The organism is Schlesneria paludicola DSM 18645, from assembly GCF_000255655.1.
In the GTDB taxonomy this organism is placed as follows: Bacteria; Planctomycetota; Planctomycetia; order Planctomycetales; family Planctomycetaceae; genus Schlesneria; species Schlesneria paludicola.
On the sequence record NZ_JH636434.1, the window covers coordinates 478,896 to 493,612 of the forward strand.

10 protein-coding genes are annotated in these 14,717 nt (G+C 52.8%); 3 read left to right on the plus strand and 7 right to left on the minus strand.

Translation table 11 applies throughout. The annotated features are described in order from the left end of the window. Together OSO_RS51840 and OSO_RS0102390 are read left to right on the plus strand one after the other, a co-directional pair. On the plus strand, window positions 1-202 hold a 202-nt coding region (locus OSO_RS51840; protein WP_237729247.1), incomplete at its 5' end, for a hypothetical protein. A gap of 700 nt (window positions 203-902) precedes the next feature. Next, window positions 903-1,466: a hypothetical protein gene (locus OSO_RS0102390; protein WP_010581967.1), complete on the plus strand. Its 564-nt coding sequence runs from the start codon at window positions 903-905 to the stop codon at window positions 1,464-1,466. A 351-nt stretch (window positions 1,467-1,817) separates the two neighbouring features. Here OSO_RS0102390 and OSO_RS50560 read toward each other — a convergent pair whose 3' ends face one another. The 3 genes from OSO_RS50560 to OSO_RS0102410 all read right to left on the minus strand — a co-directional run bounded on the left by OSO_RS50560 (window position 1,818) and on the right by OSO_RS0102410 (window position 4,785). Further along, a complete protein-coding gene (locus OSO_RS50560) occupies window positions 1,818-1,961 on the minus strand; it encodes a transposase (protein ID WP_010581968.1) in 144 nt (47 codons plus the stop codon). A gap of 191 nt (window positions 1,962-2,152) precedes the next feature. After that, on the minus strand, window positions 2,153-2,941 hold the full coding sequence (locus OSO_RS0102400) for an SDR family NAD(P)-dependent oxidoreductase (RefSeq protein ID WP_010581969.1): 789 nt from the start codon (window positions 2,939-2,941) through the stop codon (window positions 2,153-2,155). Between the two features lie 392 nt (window positions 2,942-3,333). Then, the gene (locus OSO_RS0102410) at window positions 3,334-4,785 is read right to left on the minus strand and encodes a sigma-54-dependent transcriptional regulator (protein WP_029246557.1); all 1,452 of its coding nucleotides are present in this window, start codon (window positions 4,783-4,785) and stop codon (window positions 3,334-3,336) included. Window positions 4,786-4,959: 174 nt separating this feature from the next. Between OSO_RS0102410 and OSO_RS47350 the strand changes: the two genes are divergently transcribed. After that, complete coding sequence (locus tag OSO_RS47350; RefSeq protein WP_010581972.1) at window positions 4,960-8,457, plus strand: PAS domain S-box protein; 3,498 nt, start codon at window positions 4,960-4,962, stop codon at window positions 8,455-8,457. A 138-nt stretch (window positions 8,458-8,595) separates the two neighbouring features. Here the strand turns inward: OSO_RS47350 and OSO_RS0102425 are convergent, their stop codons facing one another. The 4 genes from OSO_RS0102425 to OSO_RS0102445 form a co-directional block, all read right to left on the minus strand. Next, on the minus strand, window positions 8,596-10,422 hold the full coding sequence (locus OSO_RS0102425) for an OprO/OprP family phosphate-selective porin (RefSeq protein WP_157604965.1): 1,827 nt from the start codon (window positions 10,420-10,422) through the stop codon (window positions 8,596-8,598). 362 nt (window positions 10,423-10,784) lie between these two features. Beyond that, the gene (locus tag OSO_RS0102435; RefSeq protein ID WP_010581974.1) at window positions 10,785-12,401 is read right to left on the minus strand and encodes a DHA2 family efflux MFS transporter permease subunit; all 1,617 of its coding nucleotides are present in this window, start codon (window positions 12,399-12,401) and stop codon (window positions 10,785-10,787) included. Next, entirely contained in the window at window positions 12,398-13,813 is a 1,416-nt protein-coding gene (locus OSO_RS41870) for an HlyD family secretion protein (RefSeq protein WP_202799917.1), read from the minus strand. Before OSO_RS41870 ends, OSO_RS0102435 begins: the two co-directional genes overlap by 4 nt. A gap of 423 nt (window positions 13,814-14,236) precedes the next feature. Beyond that, a complete protein-coding gene (locus OSO_RS0102445; protein WP_010581976.1) occupies window positions 14,237-14,713 on the minus strand; it encodes a helical membrane plugin domain-containing protein in 477 nt (158 codons plus the stop codon). Window positions 14,714-14,717 lie beyond the last annotated feature (4 nt).

Here is a 14,717-nt window from a genome sequence, read left to right on the forward strand (position 1 = left end):
AATTTCCTTTGCGGCTCATCGACCAGGTGATGCCGTTCCGGTTCAACAGTGCCTGGTAAAGTTCGCTGGCGTACTGGATTCCTCGGGGCTTCCGGAACCCTGCCGACAAATCGGATGGAGTTCTGTAGGCGCGGTAGACGCCGCGACGGATGGTTCGAAGACTTCGCCCATTCCGAAGTCGATCATGTCCGACTTCGTGTAAAGGCCTTGAGTTGGAGCGCGAATTAATTTCTTCCGTTGAGGTATTGGTCGTCCTGAGCCGGCGATGCCCCGCCTTCTTCTTCGAAATGACCTTCACTAACCTTCCACGAAACACCCCGTTTTACACGGGTTAAGGAGTTTCTGTGAGACGCCGCGATACTTGACGAGACGACTACTAAACGTCACAATACCCCTAGAAAATAGATCTTTTCTACCGACGAACTGAGAAAAACCGAGCGACTGGGGGTCAAGAGGTCGCAGGTTCAAATCCTGTCAGCCCGACTTTGTCTGGAAATGAGCCCTTCGGCGAGGACGCCGAAGGGCTTTTTCGTTGTGGGGACAGGAGTTACAGCTCGACGTTCTTGTTCAATTCGCCGGTTGCGATCGAATGACGGCTCGGGTGAATCGACGGAACTCTTTTGATTACGGCATAATGCGTAGTTCAAATCCCGCCGTCAGTCACTACAGCGGCGTAGCGATGGTTCGTGATAGAATCATTGTATAATTCAATTGATCGATTCGAGGGCGGCCGTGTTCGATTTTCCACTATCTAATTCTCTCAATCGTCTCTTAATATCGGGAGTCTCGCAATCCGCTAAGGGACCATCGATGAATGAGCAGCTGCTGCACCCCATCGTGTCCTCGGACAGAGTTCAGAGAATCGCGGCCGAAGAGACCCTGATCTGCCTACGGCAAATGCCATGAAAGAGTACGAAGTCGCGACTCAGGGCGAGCTTCATCGGAGCCTTCCCAAGGGGGAGGAATCCGACTGGATCGAGTTCGCCACTCTGTCGATTGTCAGCGGCAAACTCCGCGTTTCGGATCCTATGTTCTTCCGAGACCTACCGCCCTCGCCAACTTTCGACGTCGAAAGCGGTACGTACCGAATTATGGTGAAAACAATTACCTATCCTGGTGACCGGCGCGTATCGCGATTAAGAGCGATATTAACTGAGCCGTCGTCACTTGGTCCTCGCCTCGACGATGTAGGAGTAGACTTTGCCCAAGTCGGCATCTTTGATCCGGTCGTTTTGGACGAGGCTGGGGAAAAGATGGATAACGCCGAAAGTGAGAAGATGGTTGCTGATTTGGATGCCATCCAAGAGTTTGGTGTGGTCCAGCTTGGTGCCGACGAGCGCGCGATCATGCCCCTCGCCGTCTCGGGGTTTGGGGATGGTGGCTATCCGATTCATGAATTGCTACTGGACGGCAAGCGAGTGGGTATTGAGGTTGTGTTCATCGGTCTCGAAGTTCTCGCCGGCTAACCAGTCGCTACACCTGACCGAGGCGGCATAGCGTAATTTTAGGGTTCATCGCCACCCCAGCCGTCGCTACGGGTGATCGGTGTTGTCACGGTCCGCCACCATCGGGTTATCGGGTGACAATGAGCCGGAAGCTGGTTTCCCAACTCCGGACGCCGGCCAGAAAAAGTTCTAACGGTGTCTTGTCGTCCCGATTTACATTTCCTAACGACTTCGCACTTCGGTCGGAGTCAGGTAAGGGAAAAAAGCTTTGTTGGCACTTCGCCAACAGAGCTTTTTTCTTTTTGCCGCACGGCGCCATTTAAATTCTGGCGATCCGTGAGACCAGTGTACTTTTGAACGGGCGACGGTGCGTTACTGATCTTGCCAGCTCCGCAGCATGTTCTCACGGAGATCAAGGCGGCGTGGCACTTCCGCAAACGAAAGCTGCTGGATCAGGACCATCTGAACCGCTTCTCGCGTAAACGCTTCGACAAACTGTCGATGGTCTCTCGGCATCGCGGAGTCTCCTTTCAATTAGAGTACACTCGATCCCGAGCTCCCACAAAACGTGGGCAAGTCCAAAGCGATCACATCACGGCCATCAAAACGACACCACCACCTCCGTCACTCGAAGTGCAACATGTCGGCTCATCACTCGCATGAGTGACGAGCAACTAATGCTGGCTTGGGATGGTCACGACGTTGAATCAGAAACAGGCTTGAACAACTCCTCCATCGACCCTTAATGCGGCGCCGTTCGTAGCGGACGCCAGCGGGCTGCACACATACGCCACTAAACTTGCAACTTCCTCGGTCGTGATAAAACGCTTCAGCAACGATGTCGGCCGTACTGTCTTGAAAAACTCCTTCTCAAATTCAGCGAACGGTTGACCACCGCTAATTTGATTTACGAATTCCTCGACCCCAGCCGAATGCGTCGGCCCAGGCAACACCGCATTGACTGTAACGGCTGTCCCTGCACACGACTCAGCCAATCCACGAGAAACCGCCAACTGTGCCGTCTTGGTCATACCGTAGTGAATCATTCCGACTGGAGTATTAATCGAGCTCTCACTGCTGATAAAAACAATCCGGCCCCATCCGCGATTCTTCATGCCCGGCAGATAGATGCGGCTGAGACGAATACCGCTGAGAACATTCACCTCGAAGAAACGCTGCCAGTCGTCGTCGGTAATTTGCTCGAATGGCAGCGATTCGAAAATCCCCAGATTGTTCACCAAGATATCCACCATCGGGAACTTCAAGGCGAGCATTTCGGCCGACTGTGACTTTGAAAGGTCGCCGGCGAACCCCTCAATTGATGCCGTCGGTACTGTCTTAAGAATCTCATGGACAGCGTCGTCAACGGACGCTTCTGTGCGGCCGTTGACGACAACTCGTGATCCTTCGCGCGCCAAGGCAGTTGCAATCGCTAGACCGATCCCCTTCGTGGAACCTGAGACAAGTGCAAGCTTATTCGTTAGTTTCAAGTCCATGGAAATATCCTCTCAAAGGTGTCACGGGGCGATTGGCCACACGATGAAATTGTCTTACGCTACCGTAACCCGGCAAACCAACCCCAGTGTTTCCCGCCTCTGCAATCACAACGTCTGCCAGAGAATCGCCTCAATGAGGGAGCGTCTTCTCGTCGACAGATGAAGCAACAACGATGCCATGCTGAAAATGAGAAGTTCGCCGGGTTCAATTCAAAAATGGCGGTCGAATTCACGAATTATTTTCGAAAGAGTGAGGCCTTCGCGGAAGAAAAACGACCACCCAGATAAGAGGGCTACCCGTCCGACCGTGAGTCTGTATTCAAACAATCCAAAGGCCCAAAAACATTCGGAATGCACGACGTCCCAATGCGTGAAACACCGGGCGCTCGGAATTACGATTGATCGCCGTCTTCAGTTTCAACACTTTGCGTGACACGCATCCCGAGTTCGCGAAGTTTCAAACGTAAGGTTTGACGGGCGATACCGAGCAAACGTGCCGCCTGATGTTGATTTCCCCCGCTATTTTCAAGCGCAAGTTTCAGCAACAACCGATCAACCTCGCGGTGTGTCTCGTCGTATAAATCAGTGACATCAGGATGCAATCGTTCGCGGATGAAGGACTCCAGATTTAAATCGTTCGCCGGAGTCGACGAGGGATTGGCGGAATCACTCCCCCCCACAAGCATTTCGGGCAAAAACCCCGGCAGTAAGACCGGGCCACTCGCACGCAAGAGCGCCTGTTTCAACAAGCTTTGAAGCTCCCGAATATTCCCCGGCCATCCGTAATCGCGTAGTTGACTCATTGCCTCAGGCGACACCGTACGTACGTCGCGACTGAGTTCCCGGCTGAATCGTTTCACAAAATGTCGGACGAGCATCTCAATGTCATCGCCCCGATCACGTAACGGGGGAAGGTCGATTGCGAATACCCCCAGGCGGTAATACAGGTCGGACCGAAACTTACCCTCCCGCGACCATACTTGCAGGTCACGGTGAGTCGCCGCGATGAGTCGCACATCTGTCCGAACAGTTTCATTTCCTCCCACTCGTTCGAACGTCTGATCTTGTAGCACTCGAAGAATTTTGGGCTGCAGAGTCAGTGGCATATCGCCAATTTCGTCAAGGAAAATCGTTCCCCCGTTGCATTGCTCGAATTTCCCGATACGACGACGATCGGCACCAGTGAAGGCACCTTTTTCGTGCCCGAACAATTCACTTTCAAGAAGGTTTTCGGGAATAGCAGCGCAATTCAGTGCTAAAAATGGGGCTCGCGAACGAACCCCGTGCTGATAGATGGCCCTCGCAACAGCGTCTTTGCCAGTGCCGCTCTCTCCGGTGATGAGCACCGGCACATCCTGTGCAGCTACACGACCGATGGCCTTGTAGACTTCCCTCATTGACGTGCAATTTCCGACAATCGCACCTTCGATATCACAATCCGAGGCGGTCTCTGTCACGACCGCTGGCTCCCTCATTCGACGGGACACTTCAAGCGCCTCGCCAATCAAGTGGCGGAGTTGATGCAGGTCGAGAGGTTTGAAAAGGTAATCATAGGCGCCCTGCTTCATGGCTTCGATTGCCGCGTCCGCTCCTTTTGCGGTGGTAACGAAGATCACGGGGATGCGCGCATCGATTTGGCGGACCCGTTGATAGACTTCCAATCCGGATTGATCAGGCAGACGCAGGTCAAGGAAAATCAGGTCGGGAGGTCTGTTGGCGGTCTTTTTTAAACCCTCCGCACCGCTCCGTGCGACTTCGACGCGATGGCCCAAACCCGAGATCGTCGATCGCAATTGTTCAGCAACGATTTCCGGATCATCATCAATCAGCAAAAGGGTTGCCATTCGCCAGCCAAAAGAAGCGTAAATTTTTCGAAAACCGATCGGGCGTCATTCTCAATCAAACCACATAGAATGTCCAGCAGACGCTGGCTGCATCGATTGACCAAGAAACGGAGATTCACCTTCTGGCATTCGACTCGCAGTTCGCTATAGGACTTCGCGACACGAGGAATTCGGATGTACGAAATACGACGCACCAGATATCTCGCCTACTGCGTGGCGGTGCTCGCTCCGGTCGTTTCACTCCTGATGCGTTGGCCTCTATGGCCAATCCTCGAGGATCGCCTTCCGCACATGACGTATTTTCCTGGCGTCGCCATCGCCGCGTACTACGGCGGTCTTCGGCCTGGACTGTTCGCGACCTTTCTCAGTTCATTGGCAGCGGTCTATTTTCTTCTGGTCACGCAGAGTTCCCATGCAATGTCTTACGCCCACATCAGCGTTGGATTTTGCTTGTTCGTCTTGATAGGCACACTGCTAAGCGTGCTCAGCGAGTCTCTGCATAGGACCAGACGCCGCCTTCTGGCCAATGAACGGCGTTGGGCCGAAGAGGCACTTCGTGAAGCCGAAGAACGCTTCCGCCAGATGGCGGCGAATATCCAAGAAATCTTCTGGCTTTTTGACACTCGCGAAGATCGAGTGAGCTACGTGAGCCCTGGCTACGAAGCCGTTTGGGGGCGGAGTTGTCAGAGTCTTTACGAGCAACCAGATTCGTGGAACGAAAGCATTCATCCCGAAGATCGCAAGAAGGCCATCGAATGCATGGAAAAGTGCAGACACGGTGTCTTCTCGGAATTAGAATTTCGCATCATGCGACCCGACAACTCGGTTCGCTGGATACGGAGTCGCGCATTCCTGATCGACAAATCATCCAGCGACTTTCGTCGTTTTGCCGGACTGGCTGAAGACATCACGGATCGCAAACGAGCCGAAGAAGCACTTCGCGAAAGTGAGCAACGATTTCGTACGTTTGTCAACCACGCCTCGGATGCGTTTTTCCTCCATGACGAAAAGCACGTGGTCTTAGACGTGAATCGTCAGGCTTGCGAAAGCTTGGGTTATTCGCGGGATGAGTTGATCGGAATGAGTCCAACCGATTTCGATATTCACTTGACCCCTTCCGAGATCGATGAGATCAGCCGCAAACTTCAAGATGGACGAATATTTGCCTTCGAATCGCGACATCGCCGAAAGAATGAGACCGTTTTCCCCGTGGAGATTAGAGGCCAGGCGTTTTGGGAAGGTGGCCGACGATTCACCGTCGCATTGGTGAGGGATATCACCGAACGAAAGCGAGTCGAAGAAGCGTTGCGAGAGAGTGAACGCCGTTGGCGTAGCCTGACCGAAGCGCTGCCACAATTGGTCTGGACCGCTACGTCGGATGGTGCCTGCGACTATTTCAGCACTCAGTGGACCCATCACACGGGAATGAGGGAAAGCCAGCTATTGGGCTGGCAATGGATGGAAGTGCTCCATCCCGACGATCAAGCTGCAACTCGGCAGTGCTGGTTAGACTCAGTCGCCGGGCGCAGGACTTATGACGTGGAGTACCGCATCCTCGGATCGGATGGCGAATATCGCTGGTTCAAAACGCGAGGCGTGCCGATTCGAGACAGTGTCGGGAGCATCTTCAAGTGGTTTGGTACCTGCACCGATATCACCGATGCCAAGCTGGCCGAAGACGAGTTGCGCGTGGCGAAGGAGACTGCGGAATCTGCGAACAGAGCGAAGGGCGAGTTCCTCGCCAATGTCAGCCACGAAATTCGCACACCAATGAACGCGATTCTTGGGCTGACCGAATTGACCCTCGACACCTCATTGAGTGATATCCAGCGACAATCGCTTAGTACTGTGAAATCCGCCGCCGACAATTTATTGACGATCATTAACGACTTGCTTGATTTCTCGAAGATCGAAGCCGGCAAGCTGGAGCTGTTTCCCTCAAACTTTTCACTCCGAACCGTGCTGGGTGATACGCTTCGCGCATTGGCGGTGCGAGCGCATAAGAAAGGACTTGAACTCGTTTGCCATATTCAGGATGACGTCGTTGACTCACTGATTGGCGATCCAGGCCGACTGCGACAGGTGTTGCTGAATCTCATCGGTAATGCGATTAAGTTTACCGATGAAGGAGAGGTGGTTGTGAGTGTCGAAACGGTGTCTGGCGTTCTGCCTCACTGCGACGTTGCGCTAGAGTTCTCTGTGCGAGACACCGGGATCGGTATCCCGTTTGAAAAGCAGGAGACAATTTTCAACGCGTTTGAACAAGAGGATGCTTCAACCACACGCAAGTATGGTGGAACTGGACTGGGGTTAACGATTGCCGCGAGGCTCGTCGCCTGCATGGGTGGAGAGATCCTCGTTGAAAGCGAGATTGGCTCGGGAAGTCGATTCAGTTTCTCCGCCCGCTTCAAGCATCAACCATTGTCATCCGTCCCAGCCCCTTCAGCATCAGCAGATCTGCTTTATCAACTAAAGGTCCTCATCGTCGACGACAATGCGACCAATCGCAGTATTTTGGGCGAATGGTTGCGTCGATGGAAGATGAATCCATGCACGGTAAGCGATGGGATTGCGGCAATCGACATCCTCGCTGAAGCGTTTAATGCAGGGCAGCCGTTTGCGCTTGTGCTGCTCGATCTGCGTATGCCAGAAATGGATGGTCTCGAGGTCGTGACTCGCATTCGTGAGATTCCTGGCTTGTCGAATGTCCGTGTTGTCCTTCTCAGTTCGGAAGATCGCCCCGGGGACATCGCGCGCACTCGTGATTTGGGAATTAAGGCTCAACTGCTTAAGCCATTTCAGCAGTCGGAATTGCTCGAAACGATCTATCGAGTCATGAATGGGGCAATCCCGCAGCAACCAAACCAGACTGACGAGCCACGAATACCGACTGAGAGAGCCGCCCGACCTCTTTCCTCTCGCGTGGCACCATTAAGGATTCTTGCGGCTGAAGACCACGACTTCAATGCACAGCTTTTGGACCAACTCCTTTCCGGCCAGGGCCACGACGTGCACATGGCAACGGATGGCAAACAGGCGCTCGCCCAGGCAATTCATGGCGAATATGACCTCATGCTTCTCGATATCCACATGCCAGAGTTAGATGGATTTCAAGTCATCAAGGCGATTCGTGAACACGAGAAAAACGTTGGAAACCATTTGCCAGTGATTGCCTTAACCGCACGTTCCGCGAAAGCAGATCGAGAAAGGTGCCTTGCCTCTGGTATGGATGATTTTCTGCCCAAGCCTTTTAAGGCTGCGGACCTATTTGCGGCGATTGAACGAGTCGCGGGCCTCCATTGGACGAACGAACGTTCTTCACGTCATCTACTGAACATGCCTGTGCTATTGGCGGCATGTGGAGATAACGACGCCATACTTCAACGGATTTGTGCGGCCTTAAAGGCCGGACTTCCAATTCATATGAAAGCAATTCAGGATGCCATCCGAGAGGGGGATGCAGTCCGGCTGCGCGAGACCGCTCACAAGGTTTGTGGGATGGTCGGGACATTCTCCACGGTGGCAGGAGAAGTTGCCTCTGAACTTGAAGATCACGCTGAGCAGGGTCGGCTCGAAGGTATTGAGCCACTCGTCGATCGGCTGGCATTTTTGGCTGAGGAACTCTTAAAACTGACGAGCGACCTTTCAATCGCAGCTCTTCATAAATCGTAATGGCAAATTCAATCCGGCCGAGTCGTGTTTCGTGGCGCGACCATCCGCCGGCGTCACCAAATGAAAGCACTGTCGAGCCGCTCACATAACTGGCGCGTTTTCGGAACGTCGATCGAGACACGGATTGTGTTCGTTTCGTCAGAAGTAAATTTGAGTTCGAATCCAGAACAAGTCGTTTGCTTGTTGGGGATGACCGCTGGCAGACGAAACAGGGCTACCAAACATGGCATGCTCCCAATCGAAATAGACCTTTACGAACTTGTTCAAATACCAGTTCAGACCGATGTCAACCAATTTCGCTTGATTGGTCCAAAGGCTCGGATCAGCCAAACCATCGCTGAAGACCCGGCGATCAAGCGTCAGTTCACTATAACGGGCTGTCGGTTCGAACGCGCCAAATCCTAAGCGGCCTGGTCGGAGATCAAACGGATGGAGTGGATCAATTAAGGTGCGATCACGGATCGTCTCGCCGGTAAAAATATAACCTGCTTGAAGAAACCATCCGTTAATAGGGATGCGGCTTGGTGCTCCCGCGGCGGTGGAATAGCTTTCGGTCCCAGACTGCCAAGCTCCCAGCACAGTCAATCCTCCGTGGTACCATGCTGTATGGAGTTCCCAGAGTGCGCGCCCCCCATGCTCAGTCACACCCTGGTTGAATGCGAGAAATGGTAAAGTGGCAAAGTTGACTGCGCCGCTATCGCTCACTGCGCTCGTCGAGGGCGCGTTATTCGTTCGCAACGCGGCCGGCGCAACCGGCTGATTCTCATAGCCTGCATTGACGGAGCCACCGAACTGAAGGTCCCTAAGTGCGAAGCTGCGATCTTCATTGTAGAACGGCTTGAAGTTGACGAACGCCATCACGTCTTGGAGGTTGTTGAAAGGTTGGTATCCATTTCGTTGCGTGTTGAAGGATCCGACGGCGTACTCCACCCGATTTTCGAAAAGCGTCCCCCAACCCATGGCACCAAAACGTCTTTGGCCCTCGAAGTTCGTCGCAAAAAGCGAGCGTTCGGGGGCAAGCAGGTCCCAAATATGAACGCGATACCATTCATAAGTAAAAGGCGTCTTGTATCGACCCAGACGGACTTGAAATGCAGGGTCATAATTGAAGTTGACGTAGGCGTCGAGCAGGTTCACGCTGTCGTACGTCTGCTGAAATGAGAACTCATACTGGATGGGCTTGGTGAGCTGTCCCTCAAAATAAAACCGAGACCGGGGCGTGTAGAACCCACTACTCGCAAATCCTGGAGATGGCTCTGAATAGGCCTTTCCATCGAGTTGCACCAATCCACGAACACCGAAACTGAATTCATTGTCTTCGGTCGTAAATCTGAAACCATCACTGTCGAAGTCATAATAGGGTTTCAGTGCCAGTTTGCCGACGTGACGATTTCCATCCTCCTGGGCCCGGCCAGTGGACGTAGGATCTCCGCCAGAGGCTTTCGAGCCGCCACCAGCAGCGTGCGGTACATCAAGATCCACTTCATTTCGTGTAAGACTGAAGGCCTTCCTCGATTGTTGCAGATCACTCGACAAGTAATTTGTGGGAACGACGACGTTGGATGAGTCGGGGAGCGATTCAGGATCTGCGAGTGGGTTTGAGTCTGAGTAAAGGGAGAAGTACGAATCTTGTGGTAGCTTCTTCTGATCGAAAGGCTTTTCGATTCGACGCGAAAGATCATCGAATTGCGCTGCGAGCCTATTGTTGTGGCGTTCTAGGTCTTCGTTTTGCTTCATGAGCAAGTCGATTCGTCGTTCCAGCACGCGCATCGATTCGACAAAGTCGATAGCCTCATTCGCATTCTGAGCGGCAAATTCGGCAGGATCAGCTCGCTGTGCGGTTGGCAACGAAAGTTCTTCCGCGTTCCCAAACTCGGTCCAGCCGAAAACAATGCAGGCGACGAATACGTGCAACCAAGAATCGGTTCGCCGAATCGTCGCCAGAATTTGTGACACGCCTCTCATCGGAATACTGTCCACCATTTCGATCCCGATTGGGTTTTATCTCACAACGCCGTAAATCCATGGCGCAATTCGATATCACTCACGTTTCGTCGAGATTTTTACTGGGCATTTCGATTCTGGAAGCTGCGCGTCCTGATGATCTGCTGGCGCAAGCAGAAAAAGATCGGACCGCACGGCAACTTGATGTTCTCTTGTTTTCGTCCGGTGGCGAGGCCCGAATCGAGCGATTGTACGAGATTTGCCGGATATTCCCGACGTTCAATTGCCGCTTCAGCCGGTGTATTTATCGGGCTAGACCTCGGCCTTCTGCCCACCGGACCAACCCAGCGGAGCGGCAACTCCTTAACTGGCAATTGATTCATTCAATCGGCAGCGAGATGAGCCCCTTTTTCTGCGACGGAACGTTTCATGAGCGCGACGAAAATCATCAAGATGATGGCAAGAATTGCCAATACACGAAACACATCGAAGTAAGCCAGGGACAATACCTGTTGGTCTCGCAGATTTGCCAATGATTGAAGGGCCATCTGCTGAGATAGGGCGGGATCACCTGTTTGCCCCAAGAACGTTGAGTGTGCTTGTTCGACAAATGTCGTCACGGCCGGATTCAGTGGGTCCAAGTTTTCGTTAAGCCGCAATGTATGGAACTGAACTCGTCGCACTTCAATTGTCTGTGCCACACTGGTTCCGACGCTTCCGCCCTCATTTCGAATCAGTGCGAACAAGCCGACTGCCGCTCCGCGTAGGTGTCTAGGGGTATACATGTAAGCCGCCACGTTCAGCGGAGCAAAAATGAGCGAGAGTCCGACGATCGTTACCACACGCGGCCAGATGACCTGGAACGGACTGATATCGAGATTCATCAGGGACATCCAGTAGCTACCCACAGACATGACTGCGAGGCCAGCGAGGATCATCCAGCGCGCGTCTGTTCCACGACTAAGCAAAATTCCGATCACAGGTAAAGTCGCAACCGAGAAAAATCCGGACGGAGACATCACCAGCCCTGAACTCGTGGCATCGTATCCGAACAGCGACTGCAATAAACCGGGAAGTGATGTCGTTGAGCCATAGAGAACGCCGTAAGCGCAAAAAATGATGATGCTCGACGTCGCAAAGTTTCTCTCCCCTAACGGTCGGAAATTAATCACCGGATCAGCGATTCGCAATTCTCTGATAATCAATCCTGCCAACGCCGCTCCAAATGAAAGGGCAAGTGCCTGCACGCGCCACTCAGGATCACCGAACCAATCCCATTCCTGACCTTTAGAGAGCATAATCTCCCAACTGATCATTGCGACTGCCAGCAGACTGAGACCGAGGATGTCGAATCGCATGGGCTGCTTTTTCAACTCGGTCCGTTCCTGTTTCAGATATTCTGGATCGTCAAGCAACCAGTAACACATTAGAAATGCAAATAAGCCTACAGGAATATTGATGTAGAAAATCCATCGCCAAGAATAATTGTCCGTGATCCAGCCACCGAGCGGTGGTCCCAAGATCGGAGCGATGAGAGCGGCGATTCCGAACAGTGTCATCGCCGAGCCTTGCTTCTCGGGTGGAAAGGTGTCGAGCAACACCCCTTGTGTACATGGCTGAAGTCCCCCACCGGCAAGCCCCTGCAGGACGCGGAAGAGAATGATTTCTTCAAGACTGGTGGCCATCCCGCAAAGGCCAGACGCAATTGTGAATAATGCGATCGATCCTAAGAAGTAGTTCCGGCGACCTAAATGAGTCGCAAGCCATCCAGAGACCGGCAGGACAATCGCGTTCGCGGCGAGATAGCTTGTAATGACCCATTCTGCATCCACATACGCGGCCGACAAGCCACCCGCGATGTACCGAAGAGCCACATTGGCAATCGTGGTGTCAAGAACCTCCATGAACGTTGGCACGACGACGGCGAATGCGACGAGCCAGAGATTCACGGGCCGACCATTGGTAGCGACCGAGGCATTTGCAGGAGACGAACGACTCACGGTTGCGTCTCCCGTGGCTGAGGATCAGATTTCGAACGATCGTTTGGCTCGCGGTCACCAAACAATGTATCAGAGGATGCCGTAGGGTTCGTGGAAAAGAAATTCGGCTGAAGCACCTTTCCAGCATCAGGACCCGTAGGAGGTTCGTGAATATAGACCATAGGAGTAACGGACAAACCGACGAACAGAGGATCTTGATCGGGCTCATAATTAACTGGTTCGATTCTGACAGGAAGTCGTTGAACAACCTTGATGAAATTTCCGGTCGCATTCTGTGCAGGCAAAAGAGACAGCGTCGAACCGGTTCCCATCGTGAACCCAGAAATTCGTCCATTAAACTTGCGTCGGTGACCATACATATCGACCTCCAAATCGACTCGCTGACCGATTCGTAGCCTTGCGAGTTGGGTCTCTTTGAAGTTTGCATCGATCCAGACCTCAGTCAGTGATCGGATCGCCATCAACGCTTGTCCGGATTGCACGTTGTTCCCGGGATTGACATTTCTGCGGGTCACAACGCCATCAATTTCGGCGTAAACATTGCAATAGCGAAGGTTCAGCTTAACCTGATCGAGATCCCGTTCGGCTTGGGCGAGCGTCGCTTCAGCCTGTTTGATGATCGGCGCAGTTTTCACGAGTTCGGAATAGATTCGATCGACGTTCCCTTCACTGTCACGAGTTTTGAATGCCGCGACAATTTCTTTAGGAGTTGAACTGTACGAGGGAGGTAAAACACCCAGCGGTGCGAAGCTCTGTAAGAGGTCACCCACAGCTTGGCGGACGGAGGAGAAGGTTTGATCAAGGTCAGGTGGAACGATCGTCAAATCACTTCCGTCAGCAGGCTGTGCGGGCAATCCGAGCGCAACTCGAACCTGATACACTTGCTCAAGAGCTTGTTTTACGGCAGCCTCTCCGACACGGAACGCTTCTTCATATTTGTCAAGTTCTTGACGTGTCAGCACTCCCTTTTCGACCAACGGCTTATTTCGTTCAAGATCGGCCTGGGCACGAACGAGCGTGGCCTTTTTACTCTCCCATGTGGCGACATTCGCACTCAACAGGGCGATTTGGTTGTGGACATCTTCGATCGCATGGTCCAGTTTAAATCGGTTACTTCGAGCTTGGGCGACAATTCCATTGACCTGGTTTCGTGCAACCAATAGTTGGGCCATGGCAAGGTCAACTGCTGCCTGTTTGATCTTCAGTTGCACTTCATATGGCTCGCGATCGAGCTGCACAATCAAATCACCTTTCCTCACGCGATTGTTGTCATCGACCAAAACCTTAGAAACCTGTCCCGACACACGCGGCGCCACGAACGTCACATGGCTGTTAACGTAAGCATCGTCTGTGGAAACTGTACTCAAGGCAAATAGCACGATTGGCGTGACGAAATACCCGAACGTCGCCAAGCCGACGACTCCAATCAAGGTTCGTAGACGCCATCTCGATATTTTTCCTTTTTGGGCATCGTGTGCTAACGGTTTCCCAGCCCCGTCGGATTCAGCCGCGGCATTTTCCGATAAAGGGTTTTTTACTGGAATGGGGTCTAAGGTTGCCTGGGTCGATGCGACCGCAGGCTCGAGGTTCGGGCTTTTATTCCCGTTGAAGTTATTTGGCGCGTCTTCGTTGATCATTTCGATGCCTTAAAGTACACATACCATTTTCTCAGTCCATGCATGTGTCTATGGTGTGGTTTAGAGCAGTCGTGCAGCGTGCTTTGCGAATCTGTCTTCGATCTCTCAAGAGCCCTTCGAGTGACCTTAAATGCGTGTTCCATTCAGGCTCGAATCGTTTAGGATGCAGGCAACGTGTGTTTGAATCAGACATGAACCCTATTTCTCTGCACGTGTTGCTGCGAGTTCGCGACCAAATGTCTCGAGCACGGTGTTGAGGGCCGCGATCCCTCGTCTGGAGTCTGGATTCCGCAATAGCCCTAGCCCCAATCGCCAGAGGGCTGGCGGCTCTGGATGCTCGGAAATCGTCTCGAGAGCCAGTGGAATTGTTGATGTAAATGCCTTAAGAAGTTCCGGTTGGATCTCGCCTACCATGTTCACCAAGAGAATCAGATTTCGAATACTGCGAATGGAGGTTGGCGTTTTCGCGGCGTCTACTGCAATTTCCAGAACCTTTTCACTGGATCCCGTCGCGCCGCGAAGAAGTTCCAATACGCCGCAGTCGTGCAAGCCTTGCAGAACTTCTAATGCGGCCAACAGTGCTTCAGCGTGATCCGTGGTGGCAGCATCAAGTCGTGATTTGAGTTCGCTCCGAGGATCGCGAGCGACAGTACTCATTCGAATGGGTTGAGCCATGCTG

Excerpts from the sequence above, each read along its gene's own strand:
- OSO_RS0102390 (WP_010581967.1), top strand. The coding sequence starts at position 903 with ATGAAAGAGTACGAAGTCGCGACTCAGGGCGAGCTTCATCGGAGCCTT.
- OSO_RS50560 (WP_010581968.1), bottom strand. The coding sequence starts at position 1,961 with ATGCCGAGAGACCATCGACAGTTTGTCGAAGCGTTTACGCGAGAAGCG.
- OSO_RS0102400 (WP_010581969.1), bottom strand. The coding sequence starts at position 2,941 with ATGGACTTGAAACTAACGAATAAGCTTGCACTTGTCTCAGGTTCCACG.
- OSO_RS0102410 (WP_029246557.1), bottom strand. The coding sequence starts at position 4,785 with ATGGCAACCCTTTTGCTGATTGATGATGATCCGGAAATCGTTGCTGAA.
- OSO_RS47350 (WP_010581972.1), top strand. The coding sequence starts at position 4,960 with ATGTACGAAATACGACGCACCAGATATCTCGCCTACTGCGTGGCGGTG.
- OSO_RS0102425 (WP_157604965.1), bottom strand. The coding sequence starts at position 10,422 with ATGAGAGGCGTGTCACAAATTCTGGCGACGATTCGGCGAACCGATTCT.
- OSO_RS0102445 (WP_010581976.1), bottom strand. The coding sequence starts at position 14,713 with ATGGCTCAACCCATTCGAATGAGTACTGTCGCTCGCGATCCTCGGAGC.